Annotated in this window: 13 protein-coding genes; 7 read left to right on the top strand and 6 right to left on the bottom strand. The window is 61.8% G+C overall.

The features are described 5' to 3' along the window. Positions 1-84: 84 nt before the first annotated feature. Together ASC97_RS27585 and ASC97_RS27580 are read right to left on the bottom strand one after the other, a co-directional pair. A complete protein-coding gene (locus ASC97_RS27585; protein ID WP_057471516.1) occupies positions 85-906 on the bottom strand; it encodes an SDR family oxidoreductase in 822 nt (273 codons plus the stop codon). A gap of 192 nt (positions 907-1,098) precedes the next feature. Next, the gene (locus ASC97_RS27580) at positions 1,099-2,286 is read right to left on the bottom strand and encodes a phytanoyl-CoA dioxygenase family protein (RefSeq protein WP_057471515.1); all 1,188 of its coding nucleotides are present in this window, start codon (positions 2,284-2,286) and stop codon (positions 1,099-1,101) included. A 94-nt stretch (positions 2,287-2,380) separates the two neighbouring features. Between ASC97_RS27580 and ASC97_RS27575 the strand changes: the two genes are divergently transcribed. Both ASC97_RS27575 and ASC97_RS27570 read left to right on the top strand, forming a co-directional pair. After that, on the top strand, positions 2,381-3,403 hold the full coding sequence (locus ASC97_RS27575) for a LacI family DNA-binding transcriptional regulator (RefSeq protein WP_057471514.1): 1,023 nt from the start codon (positions 2,381-2,383) through the stop codon (positions 3,401-3,403). A gap of 64 nt (positions 3,404-3,467) precedes the next feature. Next, positions 3,468-4,682 (top strand): adenylate/guanylate cyclase domain-containing protein, encoded by a 1,215-nt coding sequence (locus ASC97_RS27570; RefSeq protein ID WP_057471513.1) that lies wholly within the window; start codon positions 3,468-3,470, stop codon positions 4,680-4,682. On the opposite strand, the gene ASC97_RS27565 is transcribed toward ASC97_RS27570, so the two are convergent. From ASC97_RS27565 to ASC97_RS36430, 3 genes are all read right to left on the bottom strand, one after another. After that, positions 4,683-5,465 (bottom strand): SDR family oxidoreductase, encoded by a 783-nt coding sequence (locus tag ASC97_RS27565; protein WP_057471512.1) that lies wholly within the window; start codon positions 5,463-5,465, stop codon positions 4,683-4,685. It lies immediately after the preceding gene. A 148-nt stretch (positions 5,466-5,613) separates the two neighbouring features. Beyond that, the gene (dgoD, locus tag ASC97_RS27560) at positions 5,614-6,762 is read right to left on the bottom strand and encodes a galactonate dehydratase (protein WP_057471511.1); all 1,149 of its coding nucleotides are present in this window, start codon (positions 6,760-6,762) and stop codon (positions 5,614-5,616) included. Further along, positions 6,759-7,067: a hypothetical protein gene (locus ASC97_RS36430; RefSeq protein WP_057471510.1), complete on the bottom strand. Its 309-nt coding sequence runs from the start codon at positions 7,065-7,067 to the stop codon at positions 6,759-6,761. Before ASC97_RS36430 ends, dgoD begins: the two co-directional genes overlap by 4 nt. A 238-nt stretch (positions 7,068-7,305) precedes the next feature. Here ASC97_RS36430 and ASC97_RS27550 point away from each other — a divergent pair, with 238 nt between their 5' ends. The 5 genes from ASC97_RS27550 (at position 7,306) to ASC97_RS27530 (ending at position 13,498) form a co-directional block, all read left to right on the top strand. Next, positions 7,306-7,737, top strand: a complete 432-nt coding sequence (locus tag ASC97_RS27550) for an OsmC family protein (protein ID WP_057471509.1) — start codon at positions 7,306-7,308, stop codon at positions 7,735-7,737. Positions 7,738-7,933: 196 nt separating this feature from the next. After that, a complete protein-coding gene (locus tag ASC97_RS27545) occupies positions 7,934-8,422 on the top strand; it encodes a hypothetical protein (protein ID WP_082530188.1) in 489 nt (162 codons plus the stop codon). 100 nt (positions 8,423-8,522) lie between these two features. After that, the gene (locus ASC97_RS27540) at positions 8,523-9,131 is read left to right on the top strand and encodes a TetR family transcriptional regulator (RefSeq protein ID WP_057471508.1); all 609 of its coding nucleotides are present in this window, start codon (positions 8,523-8,525) and stop codon (positions 9,129-9,131) included. Between the two features lie 57 nt (positions 9,132-9,188). Further along, positions 9,189-10,325, top strand: coding sequence for an efflux RND transporter periplasmic adaptor subunit (locus ASC97_RS27535; RefSeq protein ID WP_057471507.1), 1,137 nt, complete (start codon positions 9,189-9,191; stop codon positions 10,323-10,325). 26 nt (positions 10,326-10,351) lie between these two features. Then, entirely contained in the window at positions 10,352-13,498 is a 3,147-nt protein-coding gene (locus ASC97_RS27530) for an efflux RND transporter permease subunit (protein WP_057471506.1), read from the top strand. 224 nt (positions 13,499-13,722) lie between these two features. On the opposite strand, the gene ASC97_RS27525 is transcribed toward ASC97_RS27530, so the two are convergent. Beyond that, positions 13,723-14,643: an ROK family protein gene (locus ASC97_RS27525; protein ID WP_057471505.1), complete on the bottom strand. Its 921-nt coding sequence runs from the start codon at positions 14,641-14,643 to the stop codon at positions 13,723-13,725. Between the last annotated feature and the right edge of the window lie 72 nt (positions 14,644-14,715).

Below are 14,715 nucleotides of genomic sequence, written 5' to 3'. Positions count from 1 at the left end.
AAATCGTTTTGACGTCCTTCGTAAATGCAAACCGTAGAGTGTGCCAGAGCCCGCCGCGGCAAAAGCCGACGGGCTCAGGCGATTTCAAAGGGGTGCGGTGGGGTGGGGCGATCCGTCGTATCCACCCCAGACTGACTGGTCGAAGCAGATCATGGATCCTGTCATCAGGCCGGATTCGGCAGACGACAGATAGGCGCAGGCACGAGCCACTTCTTCCGGATCGACGAGGCGGCCGAAAGGCTGGCCGGCCGCCGCCTTTTCCAGCCAATCGGCAGCAGCGCCGTGATGCTCGCGCTGGATCCTGTCCTCGCCCTCCGAGGCCATCCAGCCGATATTGAGGCCGTTGACACGGATTCGGTTGCGCAGCAGCGCGTACGCGGTGTTCTTCGTCAGTGTTTCGATGGCACCCTTTGAAGCGCAATAGGCGGCGATGAAGGGTTGGCCCGCCTTGGCGGACATCGAACCGATGTTGACGATCGTGCCCTCGATCTTTTCGCGGCGCATGATCTTGATCGTCTCCTGCATGAGGAAGAAAGGCGCGCGGACGTTGATCGCAAACATGGAGTCGAAGAGTTCGGGGCTGGTGTCGAGGATCGTGCCGCGATCGGTGATCGCTGCGGCATTGACGAGAGCGTCGACGCGACCGAACGCTTCGTCGCAGGCGCGCACGACATGGCAGGCATCTTCGACCTTGCCGAGATCGGCCTTGACGTAAACGACCTTTGCACCCGTCGTGGACGAGATCTCCGCTGCCTTGGCCCCGCCCTTTTGCTCGTTGCGGCCGCAGATGACGATGCCCGCGGCACCACGCTCGGCAAACAACCGCGCGATCGTGGCGCCGAGTCCCTGCGTGCCGCCGGTCACGATCGCAATCTTGCCGTCAAGACGGCTGTGGTCTGTGGTCATGATTTTCCTCCTCCGATGTGTCCTATGGTGATGTGCGAACGGCCCCTCACTCGCGAGCGGCCTTTTTTAGTCGTGACGTCAGTCATCCCGGCCGATTGTTGTGAGGCTGATGCCGCAATCTCCCGGGGTTCGTGGTTGGCAGGTGGGCCGATCTTCCTGCCTCCCTCAGAGGGAGGCGGCTAGCGCCCACGGTCAGCTGAGCTTCTTCTCTGCCTGCTCCGCCAAGGCGGCGGCAAAGGCGTCGTCGCTCCAGCCTTCTCCGAGCGCCTCGTGCATGAGTTGGGCTTGCGTCTTCGGCGCGAGGCCGCCGACCGGCGGGTCGCGGTCCAGGTTGGTGGGGAAGGAGTAGCCCTCGGCGCATGCGGCGACGGCGTTCGCGATTTCGGCCTGCGAGAGGTTGCCTTTCAGGCTCTTCAGCGCCGGAAACAACCTGGCGCTCATGCGTGTTCGGTTGACGGTTTCCATCGCGCGGCCGAATGCGGAGGAAACCTGCAGGAGATTGGCGACACGCTTGATGCCTGCCGACCGGTTGGTGCCCGCCGCATGGAAGAGAGCCGGGTTGAAGAAGACGACGTCGCCTTTCTCCAGCGGCAGCTGGATATGGTTCGTCTCGAAGTAGTCTCGGAATTCCTGACGCTTCAATGCGAGGTACCCCGGCACATAGGTCTGGCTGTTCGGCAAGAACAGCGTCGGGCCGCTTTCGAGCGGCATGTCGCAATGCGCAACCGCACCCTGCAGCGTCAGCACCGGCGAGAGCCTGTGGACATGCGCCGGGAACTGTTCGATCACCTCGGAAGACTGGAAGCCGAGATGATAGTCCCGGTGGGCCGACTGCGCTGCGCCGCCGGGATTGACCCGGTTGACCTGCGCCGTCATCTGATAGCTGGGGCCGAGCCACGCTTCGCTGGCAAGCGCGATGATGACATTGCCGTAGTATTCGGCGAAATTCGCGGGATCGGCAAGGCAGTGTTTTTCCAGCGAGTTCCAGATGCGGTCGTTCGCGCCGGGCTTGGCGAAGTGGTCGCCGCCCCCCGTTGCGGTGCGATGCTGCTCGGCGATAATCTCATTGAAAATCGCGCTGGCGCGGTCGATAACGGTGGTGTCCGGATAGGCACGCTTGAAGACCAGAACGCCGGGGCCGTCCGCGAAAGCTTCGCAGATTTCGGTCAGCACGGCGCGGCGACCCGCTGGGTTGGCGATTGCCGACTTCACTTTCCTGCTGTCGTAGATCAGTACGTTCTTCTCGACGGCGTCCGCGGTCGGATAGTCGGCAAGGTCCGTCGCCTTTTCGACGAGCGTACGAAACTCGTCGAGGTCGCAGACCCCTTCGGTGAGCCAGACGCGGTCGGCCCGCAGCTTCTGCAGATCGTCGGTTTTCATCAGGTGATCCTCCATTCCTACGAAGGCACTATACGCACGCGACCGAGGTGTTATAGATCAATAATCCATCAAAAAACCATCAGAGCAGGCAGCGATGGCGCATATTTTTCTCGTCAAGGATATAGCTTTTCAGGCGGGCTTGAGCACCGCGACGGTCGATCGCGTCCTGAACGGCCGTTCCGGTGTCAGACGGCAGACCGAAATGCGCGTTCGGGCAGCCATTGCGGAACTCGAAAAGCAGCAGACGGATGCCGCGACCAGCGGGCGAGTGTTCGCCATCGATATCGTCATGGAAACGCCAGAGCGTTTCAGCACCGCCGTGCGTGCCGCGTTCGAGGCGGAGGTCGCGACATTCCTGCCGACAATATTCCGGTGCCGTTTCCACTTTGCCGAGGTCATGAAGCCGGCAGAACTCGTTCAGCTTCTGGATCGCATCCGGCTTCGCGGAACGAACGGCATCGTACTCAAGGCGCCTGACGTGCCGGAGATTGCCGCTGCTGTCGCCCGCGCGGATCGGGCCGGCATACCCGTAGTGACGCTGGTGACCGATCTGCCGAACTCGGCGCGTGCCGCTTATGCGGGCGCCGACAACCGTGCGGCCGGAGAGACCGCCGCCTACCTGATCGGGGAGTGCATTTCAGGGATGCCGGGCAGGGTGCTGGTCACTCTATCGAGCGGCCGCTTCCGGGGCGAGGAGGAGCGCGAGATCGGCTTTCGCCGTATCATTCGGGAGCGCTATCACGAGATCGGCGTGACCGAGATCAGCGACGGGCATGGCACCGACGCGGCGACGGGTACCCTTGCGGCCCGAGCAATCGCCGCCGATGAAACGATCAACGCGGTCTATTCGATCGGCGGCGGAAACCGGGCGGTGCTTGCTGCATTCGAAGCGGCGGGGCGACCGATCCGCATTTTCGTCGCGCACGATCTCGACGCGGAAAATCGTGCGCTTCTTGCAGAGCGCAGGATCGGGTTCGTCCTGCACCACGACCTGCGATCAGACGCCCGTTCGGCTTTTCGTACAGTCATGAGCCGCGCCCTGCCTGGCCGGATCGCGCCGGCGTCCCTGTCTGCCGTGGAGATCATTACGCCCTACAACTTGCCATCCGCGGGCTGAAGGTTTGGCTTTCCCTTGCCGGCAAAATCGCGATAGAGATTTCTGACGAGCGAGGATATGCGGCATGGAATACAGCGATATCGGAACGGTTGCGGCATGGCTGACGGAACAGGGGCTCAAAGGTGCCTCCGAATCCGAACTGTTGACAGGTTTCTGCAACACCTGCCGCGAGTTCGGACTGCCGCTTGATCGCGGCATGGCGCTGATGGATACGCTTCATCCGGTGCACGAGGGCCGCGCATTCCGCTGGGATAGCCAGGAGGACATCGAGACCGAGTTCGAATACGGTCCGACCGGCGAAGGGAGCTCGCTCGAGAGCTGGCAGAAGTCAGCCTTCTATTACCTTTGGGCCGGTAACGACAACGAGGTTCGACGTCGGATCGGCTTCGGCGATCCGATCGATTTCGGGATGCTCGAAAAGATGCGGACCGATGGCCACACCGATTATATCGCAATGGTGCATCGCTTTGCCAAGGCGGGAACGATCGGGGAGATGGACTGCTTTTTCTCGCATTTCACGACACGCCATGCCGAGGGCTTTTCCGACCACGATCTCATCATCCTGCGCAAGCTCGTGCCGGTGTTGGCCCTTGCGATCAAATGCATCGCGCTCGGCCGAATCGCCCGAACCATCGCCGAAGTCTATCTCGGTGAGGACGCGGCGCGGCAGGTGCTGGAGGGCAAGATCACGCGCGGCAAATCCGAGCGGATTTCTGCCGTTCTGTGGTTCTCGGATCTGGTCAACTACACCAAGATTTCCGACAGCGCGCCGCCGGAAGAAATCCTGCCGATGCTCAACGCCTACAGCGATGTCGTGATTTCAGCGGTTCATGAGGCCGGCGGCAACGTGCTGAAACTGATCGGCGACGGGGTGCTGGCGATCTTCAAGGCGGACGAGCCTTCGGACGCGTGTTGCGCGGCGCTCAAGGGCGAGCGGCTTCTGCGCGAAAAACTCGTCACGTTGAATGACGAACGAGCCCTCGAGGAGCGGCCGACGACCGACGTCTATATCGGACTGCATATCGGCGATGTCTTCTACGGCAATATCGGCAGCCAGGAGCGACTCGATTTCACCGTCATCGGGCCTGCGGTCAACGAGGTCTCCCGCATTGCATCGCTTTGCCGGTCCGTCGATTTCAACGTGCTGATCTCTTCGGATTTCGCGGCCGCCATTCCGAAGCGGGAGCGCGGGGCATTGGCTTGCATCGGACGCTACGCGCTGCGCGGCGTGCAACGGCCGCAGGAGCTTTTCACGCTCGATACGGCGAGGATGGCGTGATCAGCGCAACAGCCCCTGGCCGCCATCGACCCATAGCGGCGTGCCGGTAATGTGGCGAGAGCGATCGCTGGCGAGAAAGAGGATCGCTTCGGCAACATCCTCGCTGTGCCCGGCCTCTCCTCCGCTGATCGGAATCTGACCCTCCGGCCACACGACCGGGATCTCCGTCTCTTCGCGGTGCCTGGAGGCGGTGTTGTCGCCGATGCTGGTGTCGATCGCGCCGGGGCAGACGGCATTGACCCGAATGCCGTATTTTCCGAGTTCGAGCGCGAGCTGCTGCACCATCGCGACCTGGCCGGCTTTCGTCGCGGTGTAGGCGGTGGCACCAGGCGAGGTGAAGGTACGGGTGCCGTTGATCGAGGAGACGACGATGATCGAGCCACCGCCACCCGCCTTCAGATGCGGAACCGTCAGGTGCAGGGTCATATATGTGCCGCGCAGATTGACGGCCATGGTCCTGTCCCACTCGTCCGGCGTCAGATCGTCAATCGGCGCCCACACACCGTTGATGCCGGCATTGGCGACGACGATATCGACGCCTCCGTATGTCTGGACCAGGGTATCGACGGCATGGCGCATTTGGGCTTCATCGCTGGTGTCAGCCGTCAGTTCGATCGCGTCTCCGCCTGCTGCCGCTATCTCATCGCAGGTCTGAACCACTTCGCTTTGGGTACGGCTGAGGACAGCGACCTTGGCGCCCTCGGCGGCAAGGGCAAATGCCGTCGCCTTGCCGATGCCTGATCCGGCGCCTGTCACCAGTGCAACTTTTCCCTTGAGGTCCATGATCTTTCCCCGCTGCGATTCTGCAGGGGCAATGCGGAAGCCTGTCGTTGGTTCCGACGAGCGGTGTCATCCCGTTGGGAAAACCGCTCTGCTCAAACAAAAAGGGCCGCTTTCGCAGCCCTTCTCCCATCGATGTCGATGATGTCCCTCACCACTCGGCAACGCTGCCGTCTTCGTGGCGCCAGATCGGGTTGCGCCAGCGGTGGCCCTCCTTGGCGCGTTCGATGACGTATGCCTCGTCCACCTCGACGCCGAGGCCGGGACCCTGCGGAATGCTGACAAAGCCGTCAGCATAGTGGAAGACTTCCTTGTTGGAGATGTAATCCAGGATGTCGTTGCCCTTGTTGTAGTGGATGCCCAAGCTCTGTTCCTGGATGAAGGCGTTGTAGCTGACGGCGTCAACCTGGAGGCATGCGGCAAGGGCGATGGGCCCGAGCGGGCAATGCGGCGCCAGCGCGACGTCGTAGGCCTCGGCCATCGTGGCGATCTTGCGGCACTCGGTAATGCCGCCGGCATGCGACAGGTCGGGCTGGAGGATATCGACATAGCCTTCGGAGAGAATGCGCTTGAAATCCCATCGCGAAAACAGCCGCTCGCCGAGCGCGATCGGCGTCGAGGAGTGGTTGGCGATCTCCTTCAGCGCTTCATAGTTTTCCGACAGGACCGGCTCCTCGATGAAGAGCAGCTTGTAGGGTTCGAGTTCCTTGGCGAGGACCTTGGCCATCGGCTTGTGAACGCGGCCGTGGAAATCGACGCCTATGCCGATGTAGGGGCCGATCGCATCACGGATGGTGGCGATGGTTTCGACGGCCTTTTCCACCTTTTCGTAGGTATCGACGATCTGCATCTCTTCGCAGCCGTTGAGCTTGATCGCCTTGAAGCCGCGGGCGACGACCTCCTTGGCATTGTTGGCGACGTCAGACGGACGGTCACCGCCGATCCAGGAATAAACCTTGATCTTGTCGCGGACCTGGCCGCCGAGGAGTGAGTGGACCGGCTGGCCGAGGGCCTTGCCCTTGATGTCCCACAGGGCCTGGTCGATACCCGAGATCGCGCTCATGTGGATCGCGCCGCCGCGATAGAAACCGCCGCGATACATGACGTTCCAGTGATCCTCGATGAGGAACGGATCCTTGCCGATCAGGTAGTCTTCCAGCTCGTGGACGGCGGCCTGGACGGTCAGCGCCCTGCCTTCAACAACGGGTTCGCCCCAGCCGACAATGCCCTCATCGGTCTCGATCTTCAGGAACAGCCAGCGCGGCGGGACGATATAGGTGGTCAGTTTCGTGATCTTCATGGGTGTTCCTCGTTTGCGTATCCGCGGCTCCGCCGCATTTGCCCGTGTTGTTCGGTTGTCCGGGCCGGCTTTCCGGCGGCCGTCAGGTTGGGCGCGGCGTCGAGAAGGCGTACAGCAGGCCTGCCGCGGACCAATCTCATCGATTCCAGCGCCTTAGACGACTCGCGAATGACGCCGGGATCGTTTTCGCCGGCGAGGGCCGACCCGGCCGGATAGCCTTCAGAGCTGATATCCCTGCCAATGGCGGCCGCGACGCAGCGGCGCACGCGGGGGCGGCGTTCGGCGATTGGCGTCGATTCGTCCATATCGTGCTCCCCGCGGTTTCTTCGGCGGCGGTTCAATACTTTAATCATCATACAATTGCAATCCCATAGTATGATGATTCGAGCGGGATGCGGATTTGGTCGAAGAGATTTTGCAAGATTGTCGCCTTCCGCCGTTAGAGGATTATATCCAGCGACGGAGGGGCACGTTGCGCCTCTTGACGAGCGGCGCGTCGTGCACACGGCGTTCATGGAAAACTCGATCCAACAGGAGGACGGAATGCAGATCAATCGTACTGGTTCGGCGCAGTGGTCAGGCGGTCTCAAGGATGGCAAGGGGCAGATCTCGACACAGAGCGGTGCGCTCAAATCATATCCCTATGGTTTTGCCAGCCGCTTCGAGGGTATCCCCGGCACCAATCCGGAAGAACTGATCGGAGCGGCGCATGCCGGCTGCTTCACGATGGCGCTGTCCCTGGTCCTTGAGGAAGCAGGGCTGAAGGCCACAAACATGGAGACGACGGCGAAGGTTACGCTGGAGAGCGTCGAGGCGGGCTTCGCCATCACGGCGATCCATCTTTCGCTGACTGCCAGCGTTCCCGGCACCGACGAGAGGAATTTTACCGAACTCGCCAACAAGGCCAAGGCCGGCTGCCCGGTTTCCAAGGCGCTTTCGGCTGTTCCTGTCACGCTCGACGTCAAGCTCGCCTGATCGACGGTCAATGACCCAATCGCGCGCCGCGGTCCGCTGGGCTGCGGCGCTTCATTTTGCCGGTATTTCAGATTTCTCTTTCCTTTGAGAGGATTGCACTGCAGCATCCGCATTGCAGGTCTGTATTTGGTCCTGTTCCCATCCCGTATTTTCATTGCCTGTTCTTTTGACCCGCCTTCATCGAGGGAGTTAAACCATGTCGGGGATAACAGCTCTTACCTTATTTCATGTCATCGTCAGTCTGATTGCCATCGTAGCGGGCGTCGCGCTCGCCTACGGCCTGGTCACCGGAAAGCGCTACGACCGGTGGACACTTCTGTTCATGCTGACCACCGCGGTCACCGTGCTTACGGGTTTCGTCTTTCCCTACAACGGGTTCACGCCGGGGATCGGAGTCGGTATCGTCTGCGTGCTGATCTTCGTGCCGACGGCGCTTGCCCGTTACCGGTTTGCGCTGGCCGGCATATGGCGACCGGTCTTCGTCGTCGGGGCGCTGGCCCTCTTCTATTTCAACTGTCTCGTGCTCGTCGTTCAGTCGTTCCAGAAAGTCCCAACGCTCAACGCACTGGCACCGACGGGCGGCGAGCCGATCGTCGGCATCGTCCAAGCCATCGTCGTCGTCGCCTTCCTCGCGATCGGATACCTCAGCCTTCGGCGTTTCAGGCCGACGGCAGTCCGCTATTGAGCGCTCTTGTCGCAGCGCTGCCGATTGACTTATGACGCTTGATGTTTTACGACTGACGAAATTCAAAAATCGTCAGTCGTAAGTCAGGTGTACGAAATCCATGAACGACATCGCGGAAAATCTCCTGGAAACAACGCGGCAAGAGAATGTGACACGCATTCTCGACGCTGCGGAACGGCTTTTCCGCCACTATGGCTATTCGAAGACCACCGTTGCAGACATCGCCCGCGATCTCGGCATGTCGCCGGCCAACGTCTATCGGTTCTTTGCCTCCAAGGTGGATATCCACCAGGCGATCTGTGGCCGGATGCTCGCTGCGAGCTATCAGCAGGCCTATGACATCTGCCACCTCCCTGTCAGTGCCTCCGAGCGTCTGGGCCGTTTCGTACGGGGGCAGTACCAGATGACGCTCGACACCATGCTCGACCAGGAAAAGGTACATGAGATGGTCATCGTTGCCATCGAGCGGGATTGGCATGTGATCGAAAAGCATGTCGACAGCATCCACGCGTTGATCGCCGATGTGATCCGCGAAGGGATCGCCGATGGCGAGTTTCTCGATCAGGACGCGGACGTGGCGTCGCGATGCTTCGGCGCCGCGACCATAAACCTCTGCCACCCGCAAATGGTGGCCCAATGCCTTGCCAAGACCAACCGCGCGACGGTGGACGAACTTGTCGACTTCGCGATCAGGGCACTGAAGAAATAGCGCGACGACAAAGCCGTCGCGCCTCTCAACATTAAAACGATTTCAGGAGCGCGAAAGATGATTTCGCTGAAGACAGTCAAGTTGCCGTCCATTGCCAGTCTTGCGCTTCTCGGCGCCGCAGCGCTTGCCGTATCGAGCTGCAGCGACGAGAAAAAAGCCGAGACGAAGGAGATCCTGCGGCCGGTGAAGGTGGTGGAGATCGCCAAGGCTGACGACACCCGTGCGCTCAATTATTCGGGGGCCGTCAAGGCGCGTGTCGAGATGAATCTCGGTTTCCGGGTCGCCGGCAAGATCACCGAGCGGCTCGTCAATATCGGCGATCGCGTCAAGCCGGGCGACGTGATCGCCCGCATCGATCCGACCGACTACCAACTGGCCGCCAAGACAGCCGCGGCCAATCTTACCGCCGCCGAGAAGGGCGTCGCTACCGCGGATCTCGCAAACAAGCGTGCCCAGCAGCTCTACGACAAGAGCGTCACCGCACGATCGCAGATGGAACAGGCATCGTTGGGCTACGATCAGGCCGTTTCAACGCGCGACGCGGCGGCATCCTCGCTCGACCAGGCCAGGAACCAGGTGAACTACGCAGAGCTCAAGTCCGATCATACCGGCATCGTTACTGCAATCAGCGCCGATGCCGGTACGGTCGTCGCGTCGGGTGCGCCTGTGGCCACCGTCGCGCTGGACGGCGAGAAGGAAGTGCAGATCGCTGTCCCGGAAAACGACATTGCCGAATTCAAGCCGGGCAAGACGGTCAAGGCCGGCTTCTGGTCCGACAACAAGCTCGTACTCGACGGCAAGGTGCGGGAGGTTTCTGGCAGCGCAGATGCGCAGTCGCGGACGTTTGCAGTGCGCGTCAGCCTTCCGAACGATGACCGGGTTCTGCTCGGCATGACGGCGACGATCGAAGCCAATGTCGGCAATGCCAGCGCCTATGTCGCCGTTCCGCTCGCGGCGCTTGCCGAGACGGATGGCAAGACGATCGTGTGGGTCGTCGATCGAGATGCGGCGACAGTGCATGCGCGTGACGTCACAGTCGAAGACTTCACGGGCGATGGTGTCCACGTCTCCGACGGCCTCAAGAGCGGGGACCTCGTTGTCGCCGCCGGCACGCAGTTCATGACCGAAAATCTCAAGGTCAAGCTGCCGGGCCAGCAGTCGGCGTCTGTCGAAACCAGCGGCGTCGTTCGCTAACCGCGATCAGGAGTGGGAACGGGACCATGGACAATTCCACCGAAAAGCGACCCTTCAACCTGTCGCGCTGGGCCATTGGCCATCCAAGCATCGCGCGCTTCCTGTTCGGCCTGATCCTGATCACCGGCGTGCTCGGGCTGATGCGGATGGGCCAGAAGGAAGACCCCGATTTCACCTTCCGCGTCATGGTCGTGCAGGCCATCTGGCCGGGCTCTTCCATACAGGAGATGGAAGACCAGGTCGTCAACAAGATCGAACGCAAGCTGCAGGAAACGCCTCATATCGATTGGGTCAAATCCTACACGCGGGCCGGGAGTGCCATCATCACGCTGCAGGTGAAAGGCGATACGAATTCGGCCGACGTTGCGGATGCCTTCTATCAGGTGCGCAAGAAGGTCGGCGACATATCCAACGAGCTGCCGCAAGGTTTGCTCGGCCCCTACTTCAACGATGAATTCGGCGATACCTACATTACGCTGCATTCGATCAGCGGCGACGGCTACAGTTATCCGGAACTGAAGAAATTCGCCATTCAGGCACGTGACATGCTCCTGACGACGCCGGGCGTCGAAAAGGCCGTCATTCTCGGCGACCAGCCGGAGAAGCTCTACGTCGACGTTTCCTCGAAGGCGCTGGCGGAGCGTGGGCTCACCGTCGTCGACCTGCAGAATGCCATCAAGGGTCAGAACAATGTCGATTCCGCCGGCTCGGTCGAGACCGGCATGCGCTCGGTGCGGATCTCGGTCGAAGGCGACGTCACCAGGGCGAACGATATCCGAGAGTTGCGCCTACGGGCCGGCAACCAGGTTACGCGGCTCGGCGATATCGCCACCGTCTATTCCGGCCTCGAGGATCCATACCAGCGCAAGTATCGCTTCAACGGCCACGAAAGTGTCCAGGTCGGCGTCGTCATGGCCAAGGGCTTCAAGGTCACGGATGTCGGCAAGGAGGTCGAGGCAACCTACCAGCGTTTCGAGGAAGCGCTCCCCTATGGCGTTGCCGTCGACCAGATTTCCAACCAGCCCGACGTCGTGACCGACGCGGTCAGCGAATTCATGCATGCCCTCGGCGAAGCGCTGGTGATCGTGCTGATCGTGTCCTTCCTCTCGATCGGCTGGCGCTCGGGTCTGGTGATTGCAATCGCCATTCCGCTAGTATTGGCCGCCACGTTTGCGATCATGTACGAGCTGGGGATCGATCTGCAGCGCATTTCGCTCGGTGCGTTGATCATCGCACTCGGGCTACTCGTCGACGATGCAATGATCGTGGTCGAATTGATGGAGCGAAAGCTCGAGGAAGGCCTTGTGAAGATCGAGGCGGCGAGCTTCGCCTATTCCTCGACCGCCTTTCCCATGCTCACCGGCACTCTGATCACGACGGCCGGGTTTATCCCCGTCGGCTTTGCAGCGTCCACTGCCGGCGAATATGTACGCACGCTGTTCTACGTCGTCGGGATTGCGCTCGTCGTCTCCTGGTTCGTGGCGGTCTATTTCACGCCATGGCTCGGCTACATGATCCTGAAGCAGCGCCATCATGCCGGCGAACATCGTGACGCTTTCGATACCCGCTTCTACAGGCGGCTTCGGGCGACAGTCGGCTGGGCCGTGCGCCATCGGATCATTGTGGTTGCGATGACTTTGGTGACCTTCGTCACCAGTCTCTGGGCGTTCCAGTTCATTCCGCAGAACTTCTTCCCGCAATCCTCGCGTCCCGAGATCCTGGTCGATCTCTGGCTGCCCGAGGGCACCAGCATCGCGGAGGTCGAAACGCAGGCCAAGGCCCTCGAAGCCAAGATCATGGATGACACGGACAAGAAGTTCATCGCCACGTATATCGGCGAAGGCGCACCGCGCTTCTTCCTGCCGCTCGACCAGCAGCTTCGCAACCCGAACTACGCGCAGCTTCTCGTCATGGCAAACGATGAGCCGGCCCGCGAACGGCTGATCGTCAAGCTGCGCGCCATCCTGGCGGAAGATTTCCCCGACATCCGCGGCAAGGTCGACCGGCTGTTCCTCGGCCCGCCGACCGGGTGGCCGGTGCAGATGCGCGTCATGGGACCGGACCGCCAGGAGGTCCGCAAGATCGCCGACCAGGTGAAGGCGCAGTTCCACGCAAATCCGATGCTTGGCGCCATCCACGACGACTGGCTCGAGCCGGTCCCGGCGATGAAGCTGGTGATCGACCAGGACCGTGCCCGCGCGCTCGGCGTGACCTCGCAGCGAGTCCGCCAGATGCTGCAGACGGCAATGTCCGGCGCACCCCTCGACGACTTCCGTGATGGCGAAGAGACGGTGTCGATCGTCGCCCGCGAGCCGGACGGCAACCGCTCCCTGCTGTCGGCCGTAAACTCGGTCTACGTACCCACCGACTTCGGCGGCTTCGTGCCGGTCTCGCAGATCGCCAAGGTCGTGCCGGTGCTGGAGCAGGGTATCGAGTGGCGGCGCGACCGCCTGCCGACGATAACGGTGCGCGCGACGCTGCCGGATGAAGTGCAGCCGAACGACGTGGCGATGAAGATGTATGCCGACATGAAGCCGCTGCGCGACAGCCTGCCGGCCGGCTATAACATCGAGATCCAGGGCGGTGCAGAAGACGCAGCCGAAAGCCAGGCCTCGATCGCCGCCAAGGCGCCGATCATGCTCCTCGTGATCGTCCTGCTCCTGATGGTGCAGCTGCAGCACTTCGGCAAGGCGATGCTGGTTCTGGCCACGGGACCGCTGGGCATCATCGGCGCCGCCGCGGCGCTTTTGATCAGCGGCGCGCCGTTCGGCTTTGTGGCCATCCTTGGCGTCATCGCATTGCTCGGCATCATCATCCGCAACTCGATCATCCTCGTCGACCAGATCGATCAGGACATCAAGGCGGGGATGCATCGCCAGGAGGCGATCGTGGGGGCAGCCGTGCGGCGTTTCCGGCCGATCATGCTGACGGCCTTGACGGCTGTCCTGGCGCTGATCCCGATCTCGCGCGGCGTTTTCTGGGGGCCGCTCGCCTACGCCATGATGGGCGGCATCCTGGTCGCGACAGTGCTGACCATCCTTGTGCTGCCGGCCGCCTACGCGCTGTTCTTCGGCAAGGAGCCGAAGGAGGAGGAAGACGACACGAGCCTCCCCTCCAACAGCAACGACGAAGAGATCGATCGCCGACAGCCGCCCGTGATGGCTGCGGAGTAGCGTTTTTCATTCAGGAAGCCGGGAAGCTGTCGCAGCGATATGAAGGTGCGTCGAAGCAGTCAGCGTTTTGGCGAGCAGCCCCTCAACCGGCTGCCGCCACCGTCTCCCCGAGGGGAGATAGGGCTCGCGGTGGCGATCCCAGCGTCCCCTCTCCCCTCGGGGAGAGGGTAGGGTGAGAGGTGCCACAAGTCGTCCTACAAAGTGTATCTACCCGAGAGACGGTTTCATGCTGCGGGTTCGGCTTCTGCCTTCAGTCCCAGCAAGGCCGCGCCGATCAGGCCGGGCTCGACCCGGCATTGGCTGGGCACGACGAGCGGACGATCGAACTTGCGCAGGATGCGCTGCCGCACAGCCTTGTCGAGTTCCGCCAGCAATGGTTCCACGTTGGAAAGTCCGCCACCGACAGGGACGATGGTCGCACCGGTGATGTTGATGGTCAGTGCCAGAGGCGAGGCCACGAGATCGATAAAGACGTCGATCGTCCGTGTCGCCTTTTCCTCACCCCTTAGCCAGTCGTCGATGATCTCCTGGCTCGAGAGGTCGAGGTCATGGAGGGTCTTGTGCAGGCGTTCCAGACCACGGGCGCCGCCGACGGTGTCGACACAGCCTTTCTGGCCGCAACCGCAGGCGTAGTGGGGAATCTCTACCGGCGGGTTGCCGGCTCGCAAGGCAACGATCGGGCCGTGGCCCCATTCGCCGGCAAAGCCGCCGGCCTCGTTGATCAGGCGCCCGTTGACGATTACGCCGCCGCCGACGCCGGTGCCCAGGATCGCGCCGAGAACGATGCGATGTCCACGGCCGGCTCCGAGGCCTGCTTCCGCCATGGCGAAGCAATCCGCATCATTGGCGACCAGCACCGGCACGCCAAGCTCGGCCTCGATATCTGCAGCCAAATTTCGTCCATGGATGCAGGGAATGTTGGCGCAGGTCAGTTGCTGCGTGTCCGGATCGACCACGCCGGCGATCGAAAAGGCAAGGCGCACCGGCTGTTCGCCGGCCTTGGCGATGATGGTTCTCAGCGTATCGACGAAGGCGGTAAAATCGTCGGTGGGCGTGGGGTATCGGCCGAGCGGCGTGATGTCGGCTTCGGAACGGGCGATCCCACCCTTGATGGCCGAGCCGCCGATGTCGAAAGAGATGATCATTCGGATTCTGCTTGTTCGAAGAAGCTCTGCGTCTGCTCGCACCGTTCCGGACGATTTGCAAGCCAAAATCAA

It is taken from the genome of Rhizobium sp. Root1203, assembly GCF_001424945.1.
Taxonomy (GTDB): domain Bacteria; phylum Pseudomonadota; class Alphaproteobacteria; order Rhizobiales; family Rhizobiaceae; genus Rhizobium.
Note: the sequence above shows the minus strand (reverse complement) of the source record. Positions and strands in the feature narration are given on the sequence as shown.